Source organism: Photobacterium sp. AWH4_225 (genome assembly GCF_056158405.1).
Genome location: NZ_JBSWTF010000001.1, coordinates 452,044 through 473,706, shown reverse-complemented (window position 1 = coordinate 473,706; position 21,663 = coordinate 452,044). Strand labels below are relative to the sequence as shown.

The following is a 21,663-nucleotide window of genomic DNA, read 5'->3' as shown; positions in this document are numbered from 1 at the left end:
CAAGACGAGCTTGCTGCATTGCTTTTGTTATCAATGTCTTTGCTAATGGTAGCAAGGTGAACACAAAAGCGTCCAGTGATAACAATGAGTTATAGTTACTTATCTTTGCCTACATGCAAGATAGCAAGGAAAGCTTCCTGTGGCAGTTCAACGTTACCGATCTGCTTCATTCGCTTCTTACCTTCCTTCTGCTTCTGCAGGAGTTTCTTCTTACGGCTCACGTCACCGCCGTAACACTTGGCGATAACGTTCTTACGCAACTGCTTCACCGTCGAACGGGCGATGATGTGGTTACCGATAGCCGCCTGAATCGCGATATCAAACATCTGGCGAGGGATGAATTCCTTCATCTTCTCAACCAAGTCACGACCACGGTACTGGGCGTTATCCTTGTGGGTAATAATCGCCAGTGCATCAACGCGATCGCCGTTTAGCAGGATATCAACACGAACCATGTCAGATTCTTCGTAGCGCTGGAAGTTGTAATCCAGTGACGCGTAGCCACGAGACGTTGACTTCAAACGGTCGAAGAAATCCAGTACAACTTCAGACATCGGGATATCGTATGTCAGAGCAACCTGGTTGCCGTGGTAAACCATGTCTACCTGCATACCACGCTTCTCAACACACAAGGTGATCACGTTACCCAGATAATCACTTGGCACCAGGATGTTACAGCGGGCGATAGGTTCACCAACAACTTCAATGTCGTTTACCGCTGGTAGCTTAGACGGGCTATCAACGTAGATCATTGTGCCGTCGGTCTTCTTCACCTCGTACACTACAGTCGGTGCAGTTGTGATCAAGTCCAGGTTGTATTCACGCTCCAGACGCTCCTGGATGATTTCCATGTGCAACATACCAAGGAAACCACAACGGAAACCAAAGCCCAATGCTGCAGAGCTTTCTGGCTCGTAGAACAACGAGGCATCGTTCAAGCTCAGCTTGCCAAGTGCATCACGGAAGTTCTCATAATCATCTGAAGAAACTGGGAACAGACCCGCATAAACCTGTGGCTTCACCTTTTGGAAACCCGGTAGTGGCTCTTCACTGCCGTGTTTTGCATGGGTCAGGGTATCACCTACCGGTGCACCAAGGATGTCCTTGATACCACACACAACCCAACCTACTTCACCGGTGCGCAGGATATCAGTATCGACCTGCTTCGGCGTGAAGATACCGATACGGTCTACACCCCAAACCTGGCCAGTACTCATTACCTTGATCTTGTCATTCTTCTTCAGCTCGCCGTTTTTGATACGAACCAAAGAAACAACACCTAGGTAGTTATCGAACCAGGAGTCAATGATCAGTGCTTGAAGCGGCGCTTCAGGATCGCCTTCCGGCGCTGGGATCGCCGATACGATGTTCTCAAGAACATCATCTACACCCAAGCCGGTTTTCGCTGAACAGCGAGTCGCTTCAAGGGCATCAATACCAACGATTTCTTCAATCTCTTCTGCTACACGCTCAGGATCGGCGGCAGGCAGGTCAATCTTGTTCAAGATTGGCACGACTTCCAGATCCATTTCGATGGCGGTGTAACAGTTTGCCAATGTCTGGGCTTCTACCCCTTGGCCAGCATCAACCACCAGCAGCGCACCTTCACAGGCCGCCAGAGAACGAGATACTTCGTAAGAGAAGTCTACGTGTCCCGGGGTGTCGATAAAGTTTAGCTGATAGGTTTCACCATCTTTGGCTTTGTAGTCGAGCGTCACGCTCTGAGCCTTGATGGTAATACCGCGTTCGCGTTCAAGATCCATGGAATCAAGAACCTGAGCAGCCATTTCACGATCGGAAAGGCCGCCACAGACTTGAATCAGACGGTCGGATAGGGTCGACTTACCATGGTCGATATGTGCAATAATCGAAAAGTTACGAATGTGCTTCATGAATTGGCGTGACTAACTCGTGATTAATAAATGAATGGGATCTACAGATCAAGTTGACGGATTCTACCGAATTTCGCCGCTAGTCGCTATCTTTCGATGCGCCATTTATCGCCAACTCTGCAGAAACCGCACTTCCCAGTACCCGAATAAGGTGAGGTTTGTAGGCTAAATCCCCTTCAACCCGCACCGCCAGGCGCCTTGCCAGCCATAAACCAAAGGCTGCACAGCCAAGTGCGGTCAGGATCACTCCCAACTCACCGCCACCTGCCAGCACCACAAACCACCACTGGCCCAGCGCTGCACCTAGCACTAAGCATAGCAAAGGCAGCACATAAACCAGTGCGGCTGAATGAAGCATACTGCGTTCGGACAAACCGATTTCAACCACATCACCGACCTTGGCCGGTTTATCGGTGGCTATTTTGAGTTGGTGCTGGCGTCCCGGCAATGCCTTGCTGACAATGCCGGTACCGCAGCTATCGCGGGAAGCACAGCTGCCACAGCTGGTTTGCTGCTGGCAGCTGACAGTGATCTCGCCGGGTTTGGCGGCAATCACTTCAGCGAGGGAGCGCATCATGGAGTTTGGCTCCCCGCCGCATCAAATACTACAGACTCTGCCACCCGGCGTGCTGTTGCCGGTGGGATATCACCAACCACCGTCACTTCTTTATCATTCATCAGGTAACTGTGCAGGGTACGGCGGCCTTGGCGCACCAGCTGCTCCCTGACGGTAAAGTTATCTGCCGAAGAAATATAAATCGAGAAGCTGAACAAGCCATCGCTGTACATTTTGCTCTCGACAGGACGCTCGGTCATCATCAAGCGGTGGCGATTACGAGAAATTGACTCAAACCCTTGCGGCAACCAGTTAACTTGCCAGTCAAGTTCGGCCTGAGGTTGAGGCGGCAATTGCACCACAGCTGGCAGCTCGACAGTTTTCAGGCTTTTCAGCACATCTGCCACTTTCGGATTGATGACATAAGATACCGCCCGGTACTGCTCCAGCGGCTCGCCGTCACGGTCAAGCAAGTCGGCACGCATCACCAACTTGCTGCGGGTATCAATCCACAGCAGATAGGAGTAGCGGGCACCGTCTTTGGGGGCAATCCGAACCACATCACAAGCTACGCCAGCTTCACGGGCACGTCCCATCGAAATGAAGTCGTAGTAGCCAGCCAGCTCATTGATATCGGTTTTCATGATCGGCGGCAAAGGGGCCACCATCTTGTTGCTGTCAATGGTGAACGGATCCAGTCCCGGTTCGAAGTAACTGACTTCATCGCCACGCTGGATCACCTCTCGTGGCGGGCCACTGAGGTAAACAAGGTGTGCATAGGTCTCGCCATCTTCCAGAGCATGACGATAACGCAGGGGTTCGATACTGTTTTTCTTGATTAAGATATACGACAGCTCATAGCTGAGCTTACGGCTAGCCTCGTCCATTTGATGCAACAAAGCCTCGGCAGAAGAAACCGGTTCTTCCGCAGAGGCTTGGCACGGCATCGCGAGGCTGACCAGTGTCAATACACCGACCAGGAGTCTCTTCATTTATCCGCCATCGATTAATTCACTTCGAGCATAGTACGGTCAATAGAACCGTCTTCCGCATTGAGACGAAGCTGTAATTCATAATCCTGTAGCATGGCATTGATGCGGCGACGTTGTTCCATCACCTGCTCTTCACTCGGCCCTGCATGGCGATTCGAGCGAACAGAATCACGTGTCAAACTTACAGGTTCAGCAGTTCCCGCAAACGGAATAGTTTCTAAAACGGGTAGTTGTGCTTCCCCTGTCGACGTAGTCAATGACTCTTCACCGCCGTTGTATTGCTGGACACCAACAATCACTGCCAGAGAAACACTCGCGGCAACCGCGACCTGTCCGAATTGGGTTAACCAAGCCGGCATCTTACGTTTGGCTTGCTGAGGTGTCGGCTGAGATTCCTCAACCCGCGCCTCGCGCGCCGTAGCAATCGAAACCACAGAGGCAGGCTCTGCCTGTATCTGACCTGTATGAGCAGGTTCATCTTCCAGCGCCAGTGCTACCTTAGCCGCAATGTCCCATTCCTTGTTTTGCGGTGCTTCCCCGCGCATCACATCACCTATAAGGTTGAAGTTCTGCCAGGTCTGCTTACTGTCATCATCGACAGCCAATGCATTAATAATGCTCTGATCCAGCTCTTCGCCATCAAGCAATGACGAGATTTTTTCTTTATCAGCCATCTTTTTCACCGTTTGGCCCAACACTATCGCTGTGTAAGAGGTCGAATACGTTTTTCAACCGCCTCTCGCGCACGAAATATTCGGGAGCGAACTGTACCGACGGGACAACCCATGACCTCTGCAATTTCCTCATAGCTTAAGCCTTCCAGCTCGCGTAAGGTGATCGCAGTTTTGAGATCATCCGGTAATCCTTCAATGGTACTGAAAACTACCCGCCTTAATTCATCAGACAACATTTGGTTCTCAGGGTTCGAAATTTCTTTCAGGGCATTGCCACTTTCATAATATTCCGCATCCTCTGCATCCACGTCAGATGCAGGCGGACGACGCCCCTGAGCCACTAAGTAATTCTTTGCTGTATTGACAGCAATACGATACAGCCATGTATAAAACGCACTCTCCCCCCGAAAGGTCGGCAAAGCCCGGTACGCCTTTATAAATGCTTCCTGAGCGACATCCGGTACATCACCAGAGTTGCTGACATATCTGGCAACTAAGTTGCACACTTTATTCTGGTATTTCACTACCAGTAAGTTAAATGCCTGCTTGTCACCACGCTGTACCCGCTCAATTAATACCTGATCAGTTTGCTGCTCGCTCATTCGAGCGTGTACTCCTATATCAATTTCACCCGCACTTTTATCAGTTGTCCCGGCTGGAAACCAAAAAACAAACTCTTCTTGCTGGTACACCTTGTGCCAAACTCGCCTAGCTATGACGAGCATGCTCAATCAAAACAATATGATAAAAATGTATGAGCGTGAGCACTATTTAAGACCTAGGGATACTGGCAAAGTTCCCGACGAAAACTTAATTTCTCAATAATAGTGCGCGATTTTTCCATTGTATTAAAGCAGTATGACTGCTTGATGCACGCTTTGATAACGCTGATTTGTGCATTATATCGCTTATGAAGAGTGATTTGTGAACCATCCGTCAAAAATGAACAAAATGAGTGGAATTTGGTAAGATAGTGGGATTACCACAGGGATATGAAATCATTATGAACGAAAACCGTGAACATCAATGCGATGTGCTTGTTGTTGGTAGTGGTGCAGCAGGACTGTCATTGGCCCTTCGACTGGCACCTATGGGTAAAGTGATTGTCCTGAGCAAAGGACCGCGTAGCGAAGGAGCAACCTTCTATGCCCAGGGCGGCATCGCCGCCGTCTTCGATGAGTCTGACAGTGTCGACTCCCACGTCGAAGACACCCAAATTGCCGGCGCCCATCTGTGTGACGAAGACGTGGTGCGCTTCATTGCCGAAAATGCCAAGCACTGTGTCCAATGGCTGATCGACGGCGGGGTCCCGTTTGACCGCGAAGAAAGCGACAGCGACGAAGCGCCGCGCTACCACCTGACCCGCGAAGGTGGGCACAGCCACCGCCGTATTCTTCACGCAGCGGATGCCACCGGGATGGCAGTACAAAATTCACTGCAGGACAATGTTCACAACCACCCGAATATCGAGGTGCTGGAACGTCATAATGCCCTTGATCTGATCACCGCCCACAAACTGGGCCATACCGATCAGCCGAACCGAATACTGGGTGCCTATGTCTGGAACCGTAACCTCGAAGCGGTAGAGACTGTTCGTGCTAAGTTCGTGGTACTGGCAACCGGTGGAGCCTCTAAAGTCTATCAATATACTTCCAACCCGGATGTTTCTTCCGGTGATGGTATCGCCATGGCCTGGCGTGCAGGTTGCCGTGTCGCCAACCTGGAATTCAACCAATTCCACCCAACTTGCCTGTTCCACCCCGATGCTCGCAACTTCCTGCTGACCGAAGCCCTGCGCGGTGAAGGTGCCTACCTGCGCCGTCCAGACGGTTCACGGTTTATGAAAGACTTCGATGAGCGAGGCGAGCTGGCCCCGCGCGATGTGGTTGCCCGCGCCATCGACTTCGAGATGAAGCGCCTAGGTGCCGATTGCATGTACCTCGATATCAGCCACAAAGAGGACGAGTTCGTCACCAAGCACTTCCCGACCATCTACGAGAAACTGCTGACCTTCGGCATTGATATCACCAAAGAGCCTATCCCTATTGTCCCGGCTGCCCACTACACCTGTGGCGGTGTTGTTGTCGACAAGCAGGGCCAGACCGATCTCGATGGCCTTTATGCTATCGGCGAAGTGAGCTACACCGGCCTGCACGGCGCCAACCGTATGGCCTCCAACTCACTGCTGGAATGTGTGGTCTATGCATGGTCTGCCGCCGAGAGCATTGCCGAGAAAATGGAAACCGTCGAGCTGCCGCCTTCCCTACCTTGCTGGGATGAAAGCCAAGTCAGCTGCTCGGATGAAGAAGTGGTGATCCAGCACAACTGGCACGAGTTGCGCCTGTTTATGTGGGACTACATGGGCATTGTCCGGACCACCAAGCGCCTTGAGCGCGCAATGCGCCGGATCCAACTGCTCAAAGACGAAACCGACGAGTATTACAGCAACTTCAAAGTTTCGAACAACCTGCTGGAGCTGCGTAACCTGCTCCAGGTTGCCGAGCTGATGGTCCGTTGTGCCCTGGAGCGCAAAGAAAGCCTCGGCCTTCACTATACCCTCGACCACCCGGAAGCATCAGGCAAAGCTAAGCCGACGGTATTGATCCCAGAGCAGCAATAACACCAGAGTTGCAATATAAAAAGTGACAACGAATAAAAAAAGCGAGCGCACCAGCGCTCGCTTTTTGTTTAGTCTACATTGGTATTGGCCTATACCCGGAAACCGGCAATGGCTTTTTCCAGCCCGCCCGCTTGCTGGGCCACGGCCTGGGCAGCTAGCACATTGTCATGCGCTACCTCGGAATTCACCGATGTCAGATCACTAATTGACGAAACATTCTGCCCCACCTCTTCCGACACCAAGCTCTGTTGCTCGACCGCTGCAGCTATCTGGTGGCTGGTATCCATGATCTGCTGCATATCCGTCATGATATGGTTGATTTTCTGCTCGGCGCTCTCGGCCTGCAGGGCACTCTGCCCGCCAAGTTCACGGCAGTGACCGATATGCTCAACCACCTGCCCGGTTTGCGCCTGCAAGGAGCCGATAATGGTAGTGATCTCCTCTGTCGACTGACGGGTCCGCAGCGCCAGAGTCCGAACTTCGTCAGCCACGACCGCAAAACCACGTCCCTGCTCACCGGCACGGGCCGCCTCGATAGCGGCGTTCAGCGCCAGCAAGTTAGTCTGCTCAGCAATATCTTTGATCACATCCAGCACCGAACCGATATTTTCTGACAGGCTCGATAGATTAGAGACCTGCTCGCTGGTCCCAGCCAGATCTTCAGACAACTCGCCAATTTTATGCTTGGTATCCGCAACCTCTTGCAACCCTTCCGTGGCACCTTGATAGCCACGTTCGGCATTGCCCGCTGCCGTTTCGGTATTGTTAGCTATTTCGCGGATAGTCGCCCCCATCTCGGTCACCGCCGCCGCAACTGATTCTGTTTCTCCCTGTTGCTGGCGCAGGGCTTGTTCCGATTCGTTACTACGCTGTTGTAGCTGAAGCGAAGCACTACCCAGCTCAGATATCGCCAGTTGTACATCCCCCACAAGCTGGCGAAGGCTACCTAACAGATAATTAAAGTTAACGGCCATCTCGGCTAATTCGTCATCGCCTTCCTGATCCGCTGTACGGGTCAGATCATGGCTAGCGGCTATCTCTGCCATTAGCTGGCTCATTCCAGCCAAGCGACGATTGATCGACTGACTGATCCACCAAGACAAACCCAGCAAGGCAATAATCACCAGCACAACCGCCACCACCAGCATTGATATCAGTTGTTGCTGATCGTCAGCGACGGTCTTACCAAGCTTCTGTTTGACAAGATCAAACATTTCTTCAACTTGATGGGCATGGCTTCTGATATCGCCCCGCAACCCTTGGCTAGGGCTCAAACCAATCAGGCCCAACTGCTGGCGGACTTGCTCGCTAACCTGCTGGTAGCGTTGATAATCTTCCCCTAGCAACATCGACAGCTGGGTACCATGAGTCTGTTTCATTGCAAGATAATCAGAAACACTGTCCTGGGTGCCTTCAAGCACCATTATCTTACTGGCCATCACCAAAGAAAAAAGCGAGCTGACATCTTCCAGTTGCTCATCGGCAACATTAACCACATTATCAGCCGCAGCAAAATATTGGCGCAACATGCCTTCATCCGGTGTCAGGCCAAGCTGCTGGTAGCCCGCCATCAAAGCCAGCATCCCCTGACGGTAATTAACCATAACATCGCCAAGCTGAACCAGCTCAGGGATAGACAACGACAGGGTATTCGCCTGTTCGGATAACTGGGTTTCTAACGCTGTAAAGTGAGTGAAATTACCTTCAAAGGTTGCCCGGTACTTCATATCCATCCGCATCAGAAAGTCTTTTTCATTACGGCGCAAGTTCAGCAGCGCAACTTCCATTTCACTGACCGTAGTCATCGCTTGGTTGATACTGACAACCCGCTGGCCAGCCTTTAGTCCAATGGCTAGCACTGCGCCTAATGCCACGACTGAGATCAAGGTCAGTCCCAGCAATTTAAATTTGATTTTCATTACCCTTCCTGTTGTCGCTCTACACTGCCTGACTGCAGCAACCCATATTAATCGGCAAAGCAGAAAATCACTTGAAACAATAATTGGCGATTTCATAATCAAGCGATCTACTTCACACAAAAAACTATTTATTGTTCATAAAGATGGCCAATTTTGACCCGCCAAAAAAATTTCATTTTTTCTTCGACCTAATCGGATATTGCCCGATATTGATGGGAATAAAGTGCCAGAGAGCGATAGTCTGCATGGTTACAGGCATCGGGAATGATAGGTAACCAACGTCGGCCACCCTCTCCTTCAAGCTGCCATAGTAGGATTTGAGCTGTACGGATACGTACGGTACGCAAGGTCCACATTTGGCCCTGCCAGCGAATGCGCCCTTGTGTTGAGATCTGCAGTCGTCCAGCCAAGCGGCAAATACCGATTAGACGCTTTTCCCATTCATCGAACAACCACCAGGCCATGGCGAAAAAGACAGGCAAAGGGAGTGTCTGGCGGAAAACACAGAGCAGTAATAGAAGAAGCGCACTGGCATACAACAATGCCAATGCGCCGATTAACCGATAGGAAGGTGTTAGGGTAAGATCAGCGAAGCTTGCTGTTGTTGTGGGCGACAATCTTATCGACCATAGCAGCATGCGCCGGGTTTTCACTGCGACCGTGCTGCATCATCCAAGTAAACAGATCAGGATCATCACACTTCAGGAGAGAGACAAAATCCAGTTGCTCTTGCTCAGACAGTGAATCGAAACACTCTTCGAAAAACGGCATGATGATGACATCCAACTCCAGCATGCCGCGGCGGCACGCCCATTTTACTCGTGCTTTATCGTCTGCACTCAACATTTTACAACCTCATTACTGATCCCGGAGCAGCCTTAAGTAGGCATGAATCGACAACAATGGCTCCGGACGTTAACAATGCCCACCATACTAGCAGCCTGTCTGGCCAGCGACCATGAGGTAGCACAAACATTGCCCCAAGTTGAGAGCTAGGATCAATTTTGCAATAGGATCCATTTTGCAGTAGCTACTGCCTCTAGTCAGCATCATACCCAAGGCAGCAATATCTGACCCGTTTCCTTGGGTATTATGCTGACAAACTCCAGCAACCGCTTTAACATAGACCCTATACCCAAGCTATTAAGCGCACACCATCTTTCAACGTCTCTCAACTGGAAGTCCTATGAGCAACTGGTCTGAAAACCTCAATTTTGATCGTATCTCCCTCTCTTCGGGCGATGCCTTGCCTTCTCTCGCTCTGATTGATCTCTCTAACTGGGCATTGGTCACCCTGATTGGTGATGACAAGAAATCATACCTGCATGGCCAGGTAACCTGTGATGTGGTAGGCCTTGCTGCTGACCAAAGCACCCTTGCTGGCCACTGCGATGCCAAAGGCAAGCTACGTACGGTATTTCGTCTGTTCCACCACAATGATGGCTACGGTTTCCTCCAGCGTCGCAGCATCATGGATACCCAGCTACCCGAGCTGAAAAAATACGCCATTTTCTCCAAGGTAGATATCGAAGCCAGTAATGATATTCTGCTGGGCCTTGCCGGCCACGAAGCCGATGCGCAGATCGCACAACTGTTCGATGGTGAGGGTGATGTCCGTGCCGTTGAAGGCGGAACGGCTGTTAAAATCGATAATCAGCGTTGGTTGCTAGCGCTAACTGCCGATGCTGCGGGTGACATTGCCAACAAACTGGCAGACTCTGCCGTACTGAGCGATGACACTTTGTGGGATCTGTTCGATATCCTTGCAGCGATCCCGCGCGTTGACGCTGCAACCGAGCTCGAGTTTATTCCGCAAGCAATGAACCTGCAGGCACTGGGCGGTATCAGCTTCACCAAAGGTTGCTATACCGGCCAGGAGACTGTGGCCCGTGCCAAGTACCGTGGCATCAACAAGCGTGCAATGTACATTGTCAACGGCCCAGCCGAGCAATGCCCGCAGGCAGGTGACAGCCTTGAGCGCAGCGTCGGCGAGAACTGGCGCAAAGGCGGCACCATTGTGGCCGGTTATCAGTTTGCCGATAACCAAGCCACTGCGCTGGTTGTGCTACCAAACGATCTGGACGAAGGCACCACTTTCCGCCTCGCCGGGACCGAGAACGTATGGCACCAGCAAGCCTTGCCGTACTCGCTGGACGACAGCCAATAAGCTATGAATACCCCGGTTACCCATTACCTGGACAAAGAAGGCGTGGAATACCGCCTTCTTCCCCATAGCCAACCGGCTAAAACCATTGAGGAAGCAGCCCGCGAGCGTGGCGTGGACCCACAGCAGATGGTCAAGTCCATTTTGCTGCGGGACATGGGCGGGTTCCATGTGCTGGCCTGTGTTCCCGGCCCGGCCCAGGTTGATCCGAAAAAAGTCCGTGCGATGTTCGGCTGCCGCCGGATGACCTGCGCCGATGCCAGTGACGTCGAGAAAGTTACGGGATTGGTGATAGGCACGGTTGCCCCTATCGGGCTCAAGCGCCCTCTCCCGGTAATTTTTGATCACCAGATCACCGCCCATACCCTGGTCAATATCAGCAGTGGCGATCGCATGGCGGGCGTCGAGCTGGCGACCGATGATCTGCTGGTATTGTGTGATCCGATGTTTGCCGATATCTGCCGTTAAACTGGAGTTGCATGAACAATATCAATTGGCGAGGCATTGACCTCAACCTGCTGGTGGCTTTTTCGGCACTGATGGAAACCCGCAGTGTCACCAAAGCCGCCGCTAAATTGTCTATTGGCCAGTCGGCGATGAGCCACAACCTATCACGGTTGCGTGCCTTGCTTGACGATCCTTTGTTCGAACGCCGAGGCCACCAGATGATCGCCACGGAAAAAGCCATTGAGCTTACACCGGTGGTTGAGCATATTCTCCAGCTGATCACCAGCGAGATCCTGCAACCAGACAAATTCTCCGCAGATGATTATCAGGGCACCTTCCGAATTGGCCTGACTGATTATGCCGAGTTATTGTTTGCCCCGGCGCTGTTCGATGCTATTCGCCAAGCAGCACCGCAAAGCCAGCTTAGCTTCTGCAATGTCGACCGCAATAACTACCAGCAGGCTACCGAGAGCCAGAAGATCGATCTGATCATTGGCTCGATGACCAATCTGCCCCATGAGTTCGACAGCCAATACCTGTATACCGAAGATCACGTTTGCCTATTCGATGCCAAGGCGACAGGCCTGTCCTCGCCGATAGATCTGGCACGCTATATCCAAACGCCACAGGCATTGGTATCCCCAGATGGCAAACTGCAGACCAACGTCGATAACCAGCTACAGCAACAAGGATTTCAGCGCCAAATTGCTGTGGGATCAAGCAGCTTCCTGACCATCCGCCACCTGCTGAGCGGACGAAACCTGCTATGTGTGGTTTCGACCCTGATGGCCAAGCTTGATGTCTTCCACGACAACCTGAGCCAGTGCCGCCCGCCGGTTGATATTCCTGACTTTGATATCAACATGCTATGGCTGCGCCGCAACACCAACCATCCACGTCTTGAGTGGCTACGCCAGTGTGTGGGCAATGCGGTTACCCAGCGGGTCGAAGTGCTTCGCAAAGCCAATTAGCAACCACAAAAAAGCGCAGAATCAACTGCGCTTTTTTCATTCCACAACCGATCACTTTTTCGATTCTGGCTCACTGATTTGGTAGAGCTTGTGTTCGTCACACGGCTCCTTGCAGCCGCATTCCTTGTCGACACCGACATTGGCCAGCCCGCCACAGCTTCCCTGGATCGCTTTCTTGCGAAATACCCAGCCGATGGCCATCGCACCAATCACCAGCAGAAAAATCAGTACTGTGAACAAATAGGTCATAGTTTCAAACCTCCAATCTTGGCCAGTCCCTGCAAGTTGGCATTACCGCTGACCGTCATACCAATTTTAGCGGGTTTCACGGTTTTCTTGCTGCCGCAGCCACAACCGCATGCGCCTTTCTCTCGCTTGCAAGGTCGGCCCTGTTCGGCAGACAGCAATGGCTCGCGGGTAACCTGGCCCATAAGGACGTCTTGAAGAGGTGCTCTATTTGGCACCCGAAACACCTCAAAGCCAGCGCCCAACAAACGGGCCAGCGAACGTTGGCCGACATTGCCTAGCAATAATGTCTTTACATTGTGGGCAGCTAACTGGGACTGGAGCTGCTTTTTATGTTTACAGCCAACGGCTTTGCGCCCTTGGTTAACCAATTCGGCGATCAGCTGCCCCTGCTCATCGTAAACAACAAAGCCGGCGGCTTTTCCGAAATGCCCAGCAACTTCATGGTTAGGGGTGACAGCAATAGCTATTGACATGATGGCTCCTTTTCTTGGTTTGGCCGGATCTGAGTATCCAGCTCTAATGCCATCCCCTTAACTAGGGCTGTTGCCACTTTGTGCCTTGCCGCTGACACGATATTGCCCAGTGTTTGGCGCGAGACGCCAAGCTCTTGAGCTGCGTCTTGCTGACTGAGTCCATTGAGATCAACCAGCCGCAATGCTTCTAGCTCATCGGCTGCCAACGGCAAGGCATCAAGCTCTGACATTGGCACCCCATTGGGTTTGAAACAACTGTAAGCTGGTCGGCATCTGATCCGACGCTGGATTTTCGGTCTAGGCATGGCTTGCTAATTAGTTGATGGCTAAAAAACGTTATTATTGGCATATGCCAATAATAATCTTTGATCCAAAGCAGCTTTCTTGCTGATCAGTCCAGTTATCACAATCAGCATTTTCCTCTATGTAGCACGACACCATACATTTTAACGCTTTCTTTTTTAGGCTGTTTTTTAACCGCTCAAACCGTTTTTTTTTACTAAATTTACCCAGTGATAATTCTAAGTATCTAAAAGTATTTAATTTAATGAATAAGATGCAGAAAAGGCTGAATAATATTCGCTCTCAACAACTTAATTCGCAAAATAAAACAAAAGAATAAATATCCAATTATCTCACCACAGAAAAAAGAATTAACAAATCTTTGGTTATTTAACATCCTTATTATGCTGAAGACATCACAAAAGCAACATGCGCATTGTTTTATAATTCATGCCGTCAAAAACAAAAGGAAAGGTTGGCTAACTATGCGGATGTTCAAACGCTACGTGCCCAAGATGATCGCAAAGCACGTAAGTCGTTTATTCAGTGGAAGGATCTACATTGACGGTCGAGGTGGCTATGAGTTCAATAACGGCCAGTTGCTAGTACCAGTGAAGGCGCAGCAACGCCATTACCAAACGGTAAGTGAAATCAATCAGGAAATTCGCCGCCTCAAAGACTGCTAATCTCGCAAGCAAAAGAAAAGCCCATTACGGGCTTTTCTTTTATCCGGCATCCGTAAAACGCTATTGGTTAATCATCATCTTCATCAACCAGATCTGAGTAGCCATCAGCATCGAGCAAATCCGCAAACTCACCCTCGTCTTCGACCTTGAGCTGGAACAACCAGCCATCACCGTAAGGATCGCTGTTGACCAACTCTGGCGAACCCTCCAAGTCTTCATTGATAGCAATCACAAAGCCTGATAGTGGTGCGTAGATATCCGAAGCCGCCTTGACCGATTCAGCCACAGCGCAGTCTTCACCCGCTTCTGTCGCGGCATCAATCTCCGGCAAATCAACAAACACCATATCACCCAGTAACGACTGGGCATGATCGGTAAGCCCAACGGTAAAGACCCCATCACCTTCGGGACGGACCCACTCATGGGTATTGGTATACTTCAACTCAGAGGGAATATCGCTCATAGTAAACTTCCTTATGAAAGCCTGCCTATCGCCACTCTCAATATGGGCCAGCAGTGTCAGTGATCGCACGGGTGAGCAAAAGCGAGTATCTCTGGTGGCTAACAAGCTGAAAACTAATGCCTGGACCGGTTACTGCCAGCTCTGTTTTTTCCTGATATTTAATGTAGGAGAAAATAGCAAAATTGGATAACAATTTTTTGTCATTTCCGTGAACCAAGCTAAGCCATCAATCTTAAATTATTGTTTTAAAGCAACTTAACAACCCTTTACCATAGTGATAAATGACACAAAAAAACCGCCTCGAAAGACGGTTTTCATTCATTGCCCAGCACTAAGGTTTGTCGGCCATTCGTATCAGTAACGAGCCAGCTCGGGCAGCTCTCCGCTTAATCCCAACGCACGGCGCATAAACTCATCCTTCAGGCCCGGCGCCTTGTCGGCAAACAGCATGCCCAAGTCCCGTACCAGCTTCTTGGCCGGATGACTACCGTCAAACAAGTCCCTGAAACCTTGCATCGCCGCAATCATTTTCGCCGCTTCCGCTTTACGCCAGCGCTCGTAGTGACGCAGGTGGTTCTGGCGACCGATATCTTTCTCTGCCAGCCATAACTGCTTGAGCTCCTGGGCCAAACTCGCAGCATCCAATAAGCCTAGGTTGACTCCCTGTCCCGCCAAGGGGTGAATGGTGTGGGCCGCATCACCGACCAGTGCCACACGCTCGCGGACAAAATCGCGGGCATAACGCATTTTCAGCGGGAAAGCCTGGCGTTCGCCTTCGACCTTACAAAGGCCCAAGCGGTTGTCGAATGCCGCAGTCAAACGCTTGTTGAACTCCTGCTCGGGCAACTCACACATCCGACTGGCTTCTTCTGGTGGCAGTGACCAAACGATAGAGCACAGATCCGGCTCAGCCAAAGGCAAAAAGGCCAATGGACCTTCCGGGCGGAAGATTTGACGGGCGGTATCTTGGTGCGCCTCACTACAGCGAATATTGGCGACTAAGGCACTATGACCGTAATCCCAGTGGGTCAGGGGGATGTCCAACTGCTGACGAACCCAAGAATTAGCACCATCAGCCCCCACCACCAGCTTGGCGGTAAGATTTTTGCCCGACTCCAAGCTCAGCCAGGCCTCGCTCTCGCCAAAGGCAATACTCTGACAACGCTCCGGCGCCAGCAGAGTGACATTAGGCAGCTGTTTAACACAGTCCATCAATGATAGCTGGATCACCCGGTTTTCAACGATATGCCCCAGATCCGGTTGCGCCAACCGCGCCGCATCAAAGGCAATATTTGCAAAGCTATCCTGCTCCCAGACCTGCATCTTGCTATACGGGGCCATCCGCCGGGCAGCTATCCCTTCCCAGGCGCCAACACGACGCAGGATACGCTCACTGGCGCGGCTCAGCGCCGATACGCGGACATCGGGAAGCGGTGCCAACTCAGGTTCTGGTAATTTACCTTCAATTACCGCTACCCGCAGTTCGGTATCCGCCAAGGCGGCCGCTAGAGTCAGACCGACCATTCCGCCGCCGATAATAGCGACATCAACACTTTGCATCATGATTATCTATCTACCTGTCCCATCGCCCGCCGAACCAGCGGGGCTTTCAATACATCTACACAGTCCATCGCCATCAGGCCAAGGTTACGGCCAGCAACGAAAGGCATGCTGTCATTGGCAAACACACCGACCAATCCCGCAGTCATCCCTACGGTAGCCTCGCGATCGGGCTCTCTGCGCTGGCGATAACAGCTCAAGGCTCGGGTATGTCCGGCATCCTTTGAGACAGCCCATTCCCGGCAAACCTCTTCGGCCAGGCTCATCACATCACGTAAGCCGAGGTTGAAACCTTGGCCTGCGATCGGATGTAGGGTCTGTGCCGCGTTACCAACCACTGCGATCCGGTGCGAAGTCAAACGTTGGGACTGGCGTAATAACAGCGGATATGCATGACGCACACCGGTTTGGCTCAAGCGCCCCAAACGCCAGCCGAATGCCTGCTGTAACTGAGCAAGGAATTCATCATCACTCCAGCCCATCACTTCAGCCTGAGCATCCGGTCGGATACACCAAACCAGAGAGCTGCGCCCTTCCGACATGGGCAGCAAAGCCACTGGGCCATGCGGGGTAAAGCGCTCGAACGCCCTGCCCTGATGTGCCTCGTCAGTGCTGACATTGGCAATCACCGCCACCTGTTCGAAATCGTGCTCACTACGGCCCAGCCCCAGCATCTCACAGACTGATGACAGGGCGCCGTCAGCCGCTACGACCAATCGGCTCTGCAGCGGCTCACCATTGTCCAGTACCAAATCAACACAGTGTTGGTGGCGATCGATCTCGGCGATCTTCGCAGGACAAAGTAGATCAACCTGATCCAACTCAGCCAATTTCTGGTGAAAGATCCGACCGGCATCGGCCAGCTCAACCACATACCCCAGGGCATCTACCGCCTGTTCACGGGCATCGAGGTGAACCATACCGGCATGACCACGATCGGAAACATGGATCTGTGAGATAGCTGTCGCTACAGCCGACAGTGTCTGCCAACAGCCAATACTGTCTAGCAGTTGCGCCGAGCCCAGTGACAGGGCAATGCTGCGCGCATCATAGCCGGGGTGGAGATCCAGTTTCGGTTCCACCGCTTCCACAACGGCAATCTTGAGCTTGCCGCCACCGAGTTTATCTAATGCAATTGCCAAGGTTGCGCCGGCCATTGCACCGCCGGCTATCACGACATCGTACTGCTTCACATCCGTCCCTTAACTGTCAATCCTGTGCTTAGTGGAGGGTAGGTTTGTCTGCGGCTTCGTCTTCAACATCACCGCGCTGGCTCAGGCCAACCAGACACGTCAGCACGCACTCCGGTACATAAGCCACCACGTTGTCGAACAGCATTGCCTGCTCCTGCATGTCTTCATCTTCGTCGATACCCAGCTGGGCAATCTCTTCCAGCGCTGCGACCGCTTCGGTCACATCGTCAGACAACTGCTTCTTGTCCATCCCCATCAGGCCAAGACCCGAAATAAAATTGGTCACCCACTCGCTTAGAGCTTCGCCACGCAGCATCAGCTCACTGCTTTCAGCTGGCAGCAGAAGCTCTACGGTGAACTCCATATCAGCCAGCTCTGCCGCCGTTGATGTGAACAGGGTTTGGGTCAAACCGCCCAACTCAGCCGAGGCTGCATCGAATACCGAGCGAACCACCATTTTCGCGCCATCGGTCAGCGTATCGCCCTGGTTGGCATAATCGCTAACCGGTGCCAGCCACTGCTCTCCGTCAACAGCCATACCACCGCAGATCATCCCGCAGAGAAGGCCATGCAGCTCCGACGGAGTCACGGCCAAACCTTGCTCTTTCAGCATTGGCTCCAGGGTTTCGTAGGCTGGAAGTTTTACGTCGCTCATGGGCTGTTCACCTTCATTGTCGTGGGTGTAAATCGTCTTTGTGGTATGCTACCACTTATACAAAAGATCAGTCACTCGCCATTTATATAGTCTGAGGCTGATGTTTGCCTCAATCTGGTTAATATCTGATTAATTAGACAGATTTAGGTCTAAAGCATGACGGGCCCGCTTGCATGTTGACAGGGCTTTTTCTATATTGGCCTCCTAGCGCATATCGCAGCAGAATGCCAAACTGGACGATCTGGCACGGAGCAGATTAAACATTTATGAGTAACCAGGCAGTAGAAATTCAGGTATATGGCCGCACCTTCAAGGTAAATTGCCCAGCAGGCCAGGAAGATGCCCTGCGCGCAGCAGCCGCCGATTTTGACCAACGCTTGAAAGATCTTTCAGAGCGCACCAAAATCACCAACGCCGAACAGCTGCTGATGTTTACCGGTTTGAACATTTGTAACGAGTTGCATAGCGAGCGCAATGAACAACAACGCAATGCTGAAAAACTATCCAATAGAATCAATGAGATGGAAGATTTATTGGAGAAAGCATTGCAATATCAGCCAAAGCGTTGATAATGAATTGACCCTGGGGTGTGCGTCAGCGGATTAACGTCCCCGAGCCGATAAGCAAAAACCCAGGATCAGCTTTGATTAGCTATTGAGCATGCTCGGCATGTACCGAGAAGCCTGCGGTTAATGTTGCTGATCCACCTTGAACATCTGGTTCAAGGGCCACAATTCGCAACGGCACCTTGGGGCATACCTTTTCAGATAAGGCCAGAAGCACAACCCGTGCTATGAGCCATCGACCTCTTTTCCACAGAACCTTTTGTCACTGGACGACCTATGAGATCTGCGGTACCTGCATCAGCCACCCGGCAACACCTTCGCAAGCAAACCAGAGAGCGCAGACGCCAGCTAACGTCTATCCAGCAAGCCGCTGCCGCACGGGATTTACTCGAACACTGCAAGCAGGCCACCAGCATTCTCAATGCCCAGCACATTGCCCTTTATCTTGCCAATGACGGCGAGCTCGATACGATGCCGATGATCGAATGGTTGTGGCAGCAAGGTAAAGATGTCTACTTGCCAGTCCTCCACCCTTTCAGCAAAGGACACCTGCTTTTTCTCCATTACACACCCACAACGCGCATGACCACCAACCGCTATGGGATCCAGGAGCCCGCGTTGGATATCCGGCTGGTCAAGCCAATCCCAGAACTGGATGTTATCTGCACCCCCTTGGTGGCGTTTGACAATACCGGCCAGCGCCTTGGTATGGGCGGCGGCTATTACGATCGTACCCTGAGCCTGTGGCACAGTGAGCAGCGTGGTCCGCGTCCGGTAGGTTTGGCCCATGATTGCCAGCAGGTCGACAGCCTGCCCTTCGAAGCCTGGGATGTACCGCTGCCGGAAATCATCACCCCGTCATACCATTTCCGCTGGTAAGTACCTGCTAACGGCACAGCCTTGCCAATATGTTGGTTGAATATCCCGCGCGCGACGCAAACGTTTGGTTTTTCTGTGCCACATTGCAGCACTTAACTCTATGTTATTAATAGAATTGTCTTTTTCTTCTCACTAAGGTTGCAGTTATCAAGCCAGATAGGGACTGACGCCAGACAGTGATTTGGCTATAATCAGCGCTCCGCGCAACGTTTGTCATCACTAGGAGATAAGCATGACACAAGATGAAATGAAAAAAGCTGCTGGCTGGGCTGCTCTAGAATACGTTAAGAAAGGCAGCATTGTCGGTGTCGGTACTGGCTCGACGGTTAATCACTTCATCGATGCTTTGGCTACCCGCAAAGAAGAAATCAAAGGTGCAGTATCAAGCTCAGTAGCTTCTACCGAGCGCCTTGAGCAAATCGGCATTCCTGTTTTTGATGCCAACGAAGTCTCTAGCCTTGATGTTTACGTTGATGGCGCTGACGAAATCAACGGCGAATACGACATGATCAAAGGTGGCGGCGCAGCCCTTACCCGCGAGAAAATCGTTGCTGCAATTGCCAAGCAATTCATCTGTATCGTCGATGACACCAAGCAAGTCGATGTGCTGGGTAAATTCCCGCTGCCTGTTGAAGTGATCCCAATGGCTCGCTCTTACATCGGTCGTGAGCTGGTTAAACTAGGTGGCGATCCGGAATACCGCGAAGGTTGCGTGACCGACAACGGCAACGTGATCCTGGATGTCCACAACATGGCTATCACCGATGCAAAAGCAATGGAAGACAAGATCAACGCCCTACCAGGTGTTGTGACCGTTGGTCTATTTGCCCACCGTGGTGCTGACGTATTGCTTGTTGGCAGCCCTGACGGCGTGAAAAAATTCGAAAAGTAATCGCCTAGCGCCTTTTTTGCCTTGGATCACCAGGGAAAAGGCGCTTTATGCGTTACCCACTTTCAAAACGGCATAATATATGCCGTTTTTTATTATCAATCCTGTAATATTCTTACCCATTCTGGTCATTTTTTGGTAACTTAACTGGCAGAGCATGTAAGCAAACGAATGTGGTGCTCATGGACAGCCCGTACACAGGAAATCTATTCCTTCCTTTTCCTGCCTCTGCCTGGCTCCCATGAGCCCCTCAGCCCCCAGCGTTAAGGATGAGTATCAATGGCTAAAGTTTCACTGGAAAAAGACAAAATAAAGATCCTGCTGTTAGAAGGCGTTCACCCTTCTGCAATTGAGGTACTACAGCAGGCAGGCTACAGCAACATCGAATACCACAAAGGCTCCCTATCCGGTGACGAGCTGCTTTCCGCCATTGAGGACGCCCATTTTGTCGGCATCCGCTCCCGAACCCAGCTGACCGAAGAAGTCTTCAGCGCCGCCCAAAAACTGATTGCGGTCGGTTGTTTTTGTATCGGTACCAACCAGGTTGATTTGGATGCCGCTGCCAAGCGCGGTATTCCGGTGTTCAACGCACCGTTCTCCAACACCCGAAGTGTGGCTGAGCTGGTGCTGGGGGAAATCCTGTTGCTACTCCGTGGGATCCCAGAGAAAAATGCCAAGGCCCACCGCGGCGAATGGTTCAAGTCAGCCGATCACTCCTTCGAAGCCCGTGGCAAGCGCCTGGGTATTATCGGTTATGGTCACATCGGTACCCAACTGGGTATCCTGGCTGAAAACCTCGGGATGAAGGTGTACTTCTACGACATCGAAAACAAGCTGTCACTGGGTAATGCCACCCAGGTACCATCGCTGACTGAGCTGCTCAACAAATGTGACGTGATCAGCCTGCACGTACCGGAAACGCCAGAAACCCAGGACATGATGGGCGCTGAAGAGTTTGCTCGCATGAAGCCTGGTTCAATCTTCATCAATGCAGCCCGCGGTACCGTGGTGGATATCGACTCTCTGTGCAGCGCACTGGAAAGCAATCATATTGCCGGTGCGGCTATCGACGTGTTCCCGGTTGAGCCGAAAACCAACAACGACCCGTTCGAAAGCCCATTAACAAAATACGATAACGTACTGCTGACTCCGCACATCGGTGGTTCCACCCAGGAAGCCCAGGCCAATATCGGTGTGGAAGTCGCAGGCAAGATGGCGAAATACTCTGACAACGGCTCGACTCTGTCTGCGGTTGGTTTCCCTGAAGTATCGCTGCCTGAGCATAAAGACTGCTCACGCTTGCTGCACATTCACGAAAACCGCCCGGGGATCCTAAACCAGATCACCACCATCTTTGCCGAGGAAGGGATCAACATCGCCGCCCAGTACCTACAAACCGGTCCTGAAATCGGCTATGTGGTTATCGATGTCGAAACCGAGCGCTCTGAGCATGCCCTTACCAAGCTAAAAGCGATCGACGGTACAATCCGCGCCCGTATCCTGCACTAAGCAAAAAAGACGGCCTAAACGACA

The 21,663-nt window shown here is 51.7% G+C and carries 24 protein-coding genes and 1 other RNA gene; 10 read left to right on the top strand and 15 right to left on the bottom strand.

The window, feature by feature from the left end; all coding sequences use genetic code 11:
• Window positions 1-95: 95 nt before the first annotated feature.
• From lepA to rpoE, 5 genes are all read right to left on the bottom strand, one after another.
• The gene (gene lepA, locus ACXAD4_RS02430; RefSeq protein WP_475238416.1) at window positions 96-1,892 is read right to left on the bottom strand and encodes a translation elongation factor 4; all 1,797 of its coding nucleotides are present in this window, start codon (window positions 1,890-1,892) and stop codon (window positions 96-98) included.
• A gap of 79 nt (window positions 1,893-1,971) precedes the next feature.
• Window positions 1,972-2,469, bottom strand: coding sequence for a SoxR reducing system RseC family protein (locus ACXAD4_RS02425; protein WP_475238414.1), 498 nt, complete (start codon window positions 2,467-2,469; stop codon window positions 1,972-1,974).
• Window positions 2,466-3,440 (bottom strand): sigma-E factor regulatory protein RseB, encoded by a 975-nt coding sequence (gene rseB, locus ACXAD4_RS02420; RefSeq protein ID WP_107300915.1) that lies wholly within the window; start codon window positions 3,438-3,440, stop codon window positions 2,466-2,468. The genes ACXAD4_RS02425 and rseB overlap by 4 nt, the downstream gene beginning before the upstream one ends.
• Before the next feature lie 14 nt (window positions 3,441-3,454).
• On the bottom strand, window positions 3,455-4,114 hold the full coding sequence (locus ACXAD4_RS02415) for an RseA family anti-sigma factor (RefSeq protein WP_475238412.1): 660 nt from the start codon (window positions 4,112-4,114) through the stop codon (window positions 3,455-3,457).
• Window positions 4,115-4,137: 23 nt separating this feature from the next.
• A complete protein-coding gene (gene rpoE, locus ACXAD4_RS02410; protein ID WP_039465260.1) occupies window positions 4,138-4,716 on the bottom strand; it encodes an RNA polymerase sigma factor RpoE in 579 nt (192 codons plus the stop codon).
• Between the two features lie 401 nt (window positions 4,717-5,117).
• On the opposite strand from rpoE, the gene nadB reads away from it, so the two are divergent.
• Window positions 5,118-6,734: an L-aspartate oxidase gene (nadB, locus tag ACXAD4_RS02405; protein WP_475238409.1), complete on the top strand. Its 1,617-nt coding sequence runs from the start codon at window positions 5,118-5,120 to the stop codon at window positions 6,732-6,734.
• An 89-nt stretch (window positions 6,735-6,823) separates the two neighbouring features.
• On the opposite strand, the gene ACXAD4_RS02400 is transcribed toward nadB, so the two are convergent.
• The 3 genes from ACXAD4_RS02400 to ACXAD4_RS02390 all read right to left on the bottom strand — a co-directional run bounded on the left by ACXAD4_RS02400 (window position 6,824) and on the right by ACXAD4_RS02390 (window position 9,499).
• Entirely contained in the window at window positions 6,824-8,653 is a 1,830-nt protein-coding gene (locus ACXAD4_RS02400) for a methyl-accepting chemotaxis protein (protein WP_475238407.1), read from the bottom strand.
• A gap of 188 nt (window positions 8,654-8,841) precedes the next feature.
• Window positions 8,842-9,270, bottom strand: coding sequence for a protein YgfX (locus tag ACXAD4_RS02395; protein WP_475238404.1), 429 nt, complete (start codon window positions 9,268-9,270; stop codon window positions 8,842-8,844).
• Window positions 9,239-9,499 (bottom strand): FAD assembly factor SdhE, encoded by a 261-nt coding sequence (locus ACXAD4_RS02390; protein ID WP_317524312.1) that lies wholly within the window; start codon window positions 9,497-9,499, stop codon window positions 9,239-9,241. The genes ACXAD4_RS02395 and ACXAD4_RS02390 overlap by 32 nt, the downstream gene beginning before the upstream one ends.
• 340 nt (window positions 9,500-9,839) lie before the next feature.
• Between ACXAD4_RS02390 and ygfZ the strand changes: the two genes are divergently transcribed.
• Genes ygfZ through ACXAD4_RS02375 form a run of 3 tightly spaced genes read left to right on the top strand, consistent with a single transcriptional unit; the run spans window position 9,840 to window position 12,235 of the window.
• The gene (gene ygfZ / locus ACXAD4_RS02385; protein WP_475238401.1) at window positions 9,840-10,820 is read left to right on the top strand and encodes a tRNA-modifying protein YgfZ; all 981 of its coding nucleotides are present in this window, start codon (window positions 9,840-9,842) and stop codon (window positions 10,818-10,820) included.
• A gap of 3 nt (window positions 10,821-10,823) precedes the next feature.
• Window positions 10,824-11,285 (top strand): aminoacyl-tRNA deacylase, encoded by a 462-nt coding sequence (locus ACXAD4_RS02380; protein ID WP_317524310.1) that lies wholly within the window; start codon window positions 10,824-10,826, stop codon window positions 11,283-11,285.
• Between the two features lie 11 nt (window positions 11,286-11,296).
• Entirely contained in the window at window positions 11,297-12,235 is a 939-nt protein-coding gene (locus tag ACXAD4_RS02375) for a LysR family transcriptional regulator (protein WP_475238398.1), read from the top strand.
• Between the two features lie 51 nt (window positions 12,236-12,286).
• Here the strand turns inward: ACXAD4_RS02375 and nqrM are convergent, their stop codons facing one another.
• From nqrM to ACXAD4_RS02360, 3 genes are read right to left on the bottom strand one after another with little or no spacing between them, the layout of a single operon-like run.
• Window positions 12,287-12,484, bottom strand: a complete 198-nt coding sequence (gene nqrM, locus ACXAD4_RS02370; protein ID WP_317524308.1) for a (Na+)-NQR maturation NqrM — start codon at window positions 12,482-12,484, stop codon at window positions 12,287-12,289.
• A complete protein-coding gene (locus tag ACXAD4_RS02365) occupies window positions 12,481-12,957 on the bottom strand; it encodes a NifB/NifX family molybdenum-iron cluster-binding protein (RefSeq protein WP_475238397.1) in 477 nt (158 codons plus the stop codon). The genes nqrM and ACXAD4_RS02365 overlap by 4 nt, the downstream gene beginning before the upstream one ends.
• Window positions 12,948-13,262 (bottom strand): DUF134 domain-containing protein, encoded by a 315-nt coding sequence (locus ACXAD4_RS02360; RefSeq protein ID WP_475238394.1) that lies wholly within the window; start codon window positions 13,260-13,262, stop codon window positions 12,948-12,950. Before ACXAD4_RS02360 ends, ACXAD4_RS02365 begins: the two co-directional genes overlap by 10 nt.
• Window positions 13,263-13,724: 462 nt before the next feature.
• Between ACXAD4_RS02360 and ACXAD4_RS02355 the strand changes: the two genes are divergently transcribed.
• A complete protein-coding gene (locus ACXAD4_RS02355; RefSeq protein ID WP_107300926.1) occupies window positions 13,725-13,925 on the top strand; it encodes a DUF1107 domain-containing protein in 201 nt (66 codons plus the stop codon).
• 67 nt (window positions 13,926-13,992) lie between these two features.
• On the opposite strand, the gene gcvH is transcribed toward ACXAD4_RS02355, so the two are convergent.
• The 4 genes from gcvH to ACXAD4_RS02335 all read right to left on the bottom strand — a co-directional run bounded on the left by gcvH (window position 13,993) and on the right by ACXAD4_RS02335 (window position 17,796).
• Entirely contained in the window at window positions 13,993-14,379 is a 387-nt protein-coding gene (gene gcvH, locus ACXAD4_RS02350) for a glycine cleavage system protein GcvH (RefSeq protein ID WP_475242689.1), read from the bottom strand.
• 363 nt (window positions 14,380-14,742) lie between these two features.
• A complete protein-coding gene (locus ACXAD4_RS02345; protein WP_475238391.1) occupies window positions 14,743-15,951 on the bottom strand; it encodes an FAD-dependent 2-octaprenylphenol hydroxylase in 1,209 nt (402 codons plus the stop codon).
• A gap of 2 nt (window positions 15,952-15,953) precedes the next feature.
• A complete protein-coding gene (ubiH, locus tag ACXAD4_RS02340) occupies window positions 15,954-17,141 on the bottom strand; it encodes a 2-octaprenyl-6-methoxyphenyl hydroxylase (protein WP_475238389.1) in 1,188 nt (395 codons plus the stop codon).
• A gap of 28 nt (window positions 17,142-17,169) precedes the next feature.
• Complete coding sequence (locus ACXAD4_RS02335) at window positions 17,170-17,796, bottom strand: UPF0149 family protein (RefSeq protein ID WP_475238387.1); 627 nt, start codon at window positions 17,794-17,796, stop codon at window positions 17,170-17,172.
• 266 nt (window positions 17,797-18,062) lie between these two features.
• Between ACXAD4_RS02335 and zapA the strand changes: the two genes are divergently transcribed.
• The 5 genes from zapA to serA all read left to right on the top strand — a co-directional run bounded on the left by zapA (window position 18,063) and on the right by serA (window position 21,639).
• On the top strand, window positions 18,063-18,365 hold the full coding sequence (gene zapA, locus ACXAD4_RS02330) for a cell division protein ZapA (protein WP_317524301.1): 303 nt from the start codon (window positions 18,063-18,065) through the stop codon (window positions 18,363-18,365).
• A 7-nt stretch (window positions 18,366-18,372) separates the two neighbouring features.
• A non-coding RNA gene (gene ssrS, locus ACXAD4_RS02325) (6S RNA) lies at window positions 18,373-18,555 on the top strand.
• Between the two features lie 83 nt (window positions 18,556-18,638).
• Complete coding sequence (locus ACXAD4_RS02320) at window positions 18,639-19,241, top strand: 5-formyltetrahydrofolate cyclo-ligase (protein WP_475238384.1); 603 nt, start codon at window positions 18,639-18,641, stop codon at window positions 19,239-19,241.
• Window positions 19,242-19,473: 232 nt separating this feature from the next.
• Complete coding sequence (gene rpiA, locus ACXAD4_RS02315; protein ID WP_317524299.1) at window positions 19,474-20,133, top strand: ribose-5-phosphate isomerase RpiA; 660 nt, start codon at window positions 19,474-19,476, stop codon at window positions 20,131-20,133.
• Between the two features lie 276 nt (window positions 20,134-20,409).
• Window positions 20,410-21,639, top strand: a complete 1,230-nt coding sequence (serA, locus tag ACXAD4_RS02310; RefSeq protein ID WP_475238382.1) for a phosphoglycerate dehydrogenase — start codon at window positions 20,410-20,412, stop codon at window positions 21,637-21,639.
• Window positions 21,640-21,663 lie beyond the last annotated feature (24 nt).

Coding starts and splice junctions, on each gene's coding strand:
- lepA (WP_475238416.1), bottom strand. CDS start 1,892: ATGAAGCACATTCGTAACTTTTCGATTATTGCACATATCGACCATGGT.
- ACXAD4_RS02425 (WP_475238414.1), bottom strand. CDS start 2,469: ATGATGCGCTCCCTCGCTGAAGTGATTGCCGCCAAACCCGGCGAGATC.
- rseB (WP_107300915.1), bottom strand. CDS start 3,440: ATGAAGAGACTCCTGGTCGGTGTATTGACACTGGTCAGCCTCGCGATG.
- ACXAD4_RS02415 (WP_475238412.1), bottom strand. CDS start 4,114: ATGGCTGATAAAGAAAAAATCTCGTCATTGCTTGATGGCGAAGAGCTG.
- rpoE (WP_039465260.1), bottom strand. CDS start 4,716: ATGAGCGAGCAGCAAACTGATCAGGTATTAATTGAGCGGGTACAGCGT.
- nadB (WP_475238409.1), top strand. CDS start 5,118: ATGAACGAAAACCGTGAACATCAATGCGATGTGCTTGTTGTTGGTAGT.
- ACXAD4_RS02400 (WP_475238407.1), bottom strand. CDS start 8,653: ATGAAAATCAAATTTAAATTGCTGGGACTGACCTTGATCTCAGTCGTG.
- ACXAD4_RS02390 (WP_317524312.1), bottom strand. CDS start 9,499: ATGTTGAGTGCAGACGATAAAGCACGAGTAAAATGGGCGTGCCGCCGC.
- ygfZ (WP_475238401.1), top strand. CDS start 9,840: ATGAGCAACTGGTCTGAAAACCTCAATTTTGATCGTATCTCCCTCTCT.
- ACXAD4_RS02380 (WP_317524310.1), top strand. CDS start 10,824: ATGAATACCCCGGTTACCCATTACCTGGACAAAGAAGGCGTGGAATAC.
- ACXAD4_RS02375 (WP_475238398.1), top strand. CDS start 11,297: ATGAACAATATCAATTGGCGAGGCATTGACCTCAACCTGCTGGTGGCT.
- nqrM (WP_317524308.1), bottom strand. CDS start 12,484: ATGACCTATTTGTTCACAGTACTGATTTTTCTGCTGGTGATTGGTGCG.
- ACXAD4_RS02365 (WP_475238397.1), bottom strand. CDS start 12,957: ATGTCAATAGCTATTGCTGTCACCCCTAACCATGAAGTTGCTGGGCAT.
- ACXAD4_RS02360 (WP_475238394.1), bottom strand. CDS start 13,262: ATGCCTAGACCGAAAATCCAGCGTCGGATCAGATGCCGACCAGCTTAC.
- ACXAD4_RS02355 (WP_107300926.1), top strand. CDS start 13,725: ATGCGGATGTTCAAACGCTACGTGCCCAAGATGATCGCAAAGCACGTA.
- ACXAD4_RS02345 (WP_475238391.1), bottom strand. CDS start 15,951: ATGATGCAAAGTGTTGATGTCGCTATTATCGGCGGCGGAATGGTCGGT.
- ACXAD4_RS02335 (WP_475238387.1), bottom strand. CDS start 17,796: ATGAGCGACGTAAAACTTCCAGCCTACGAAACCCTGGAGCCAATGCTG.
- zapA (WP_317524301.1), top strand. CDS start 18,063: ATGAGTAACCAGGCAGTAGAAATTCAGGTATATGGCCGCACCTTCAAG.
- ACXAD4_RS02320 (WP_475238384.1), top strand. CDS start 18,639: ATGAGATCTGCGGTACCTGCATCAGCCACCCGGCAACACCTTCGCAAG.
- rpiA (WP_317524299.1), top strand. CDS start 19,474: ATGACACAAGATGAAATGAAAAAAGCTGCTGGCTGGGCTGCTCTAGAA.
- serA (WP_475238382.1), top strand. CDS start 20,410: ATGGCTAAAGTTTCACTGGAAAAAGACAAAATAAAGATCCTGCTGTTA.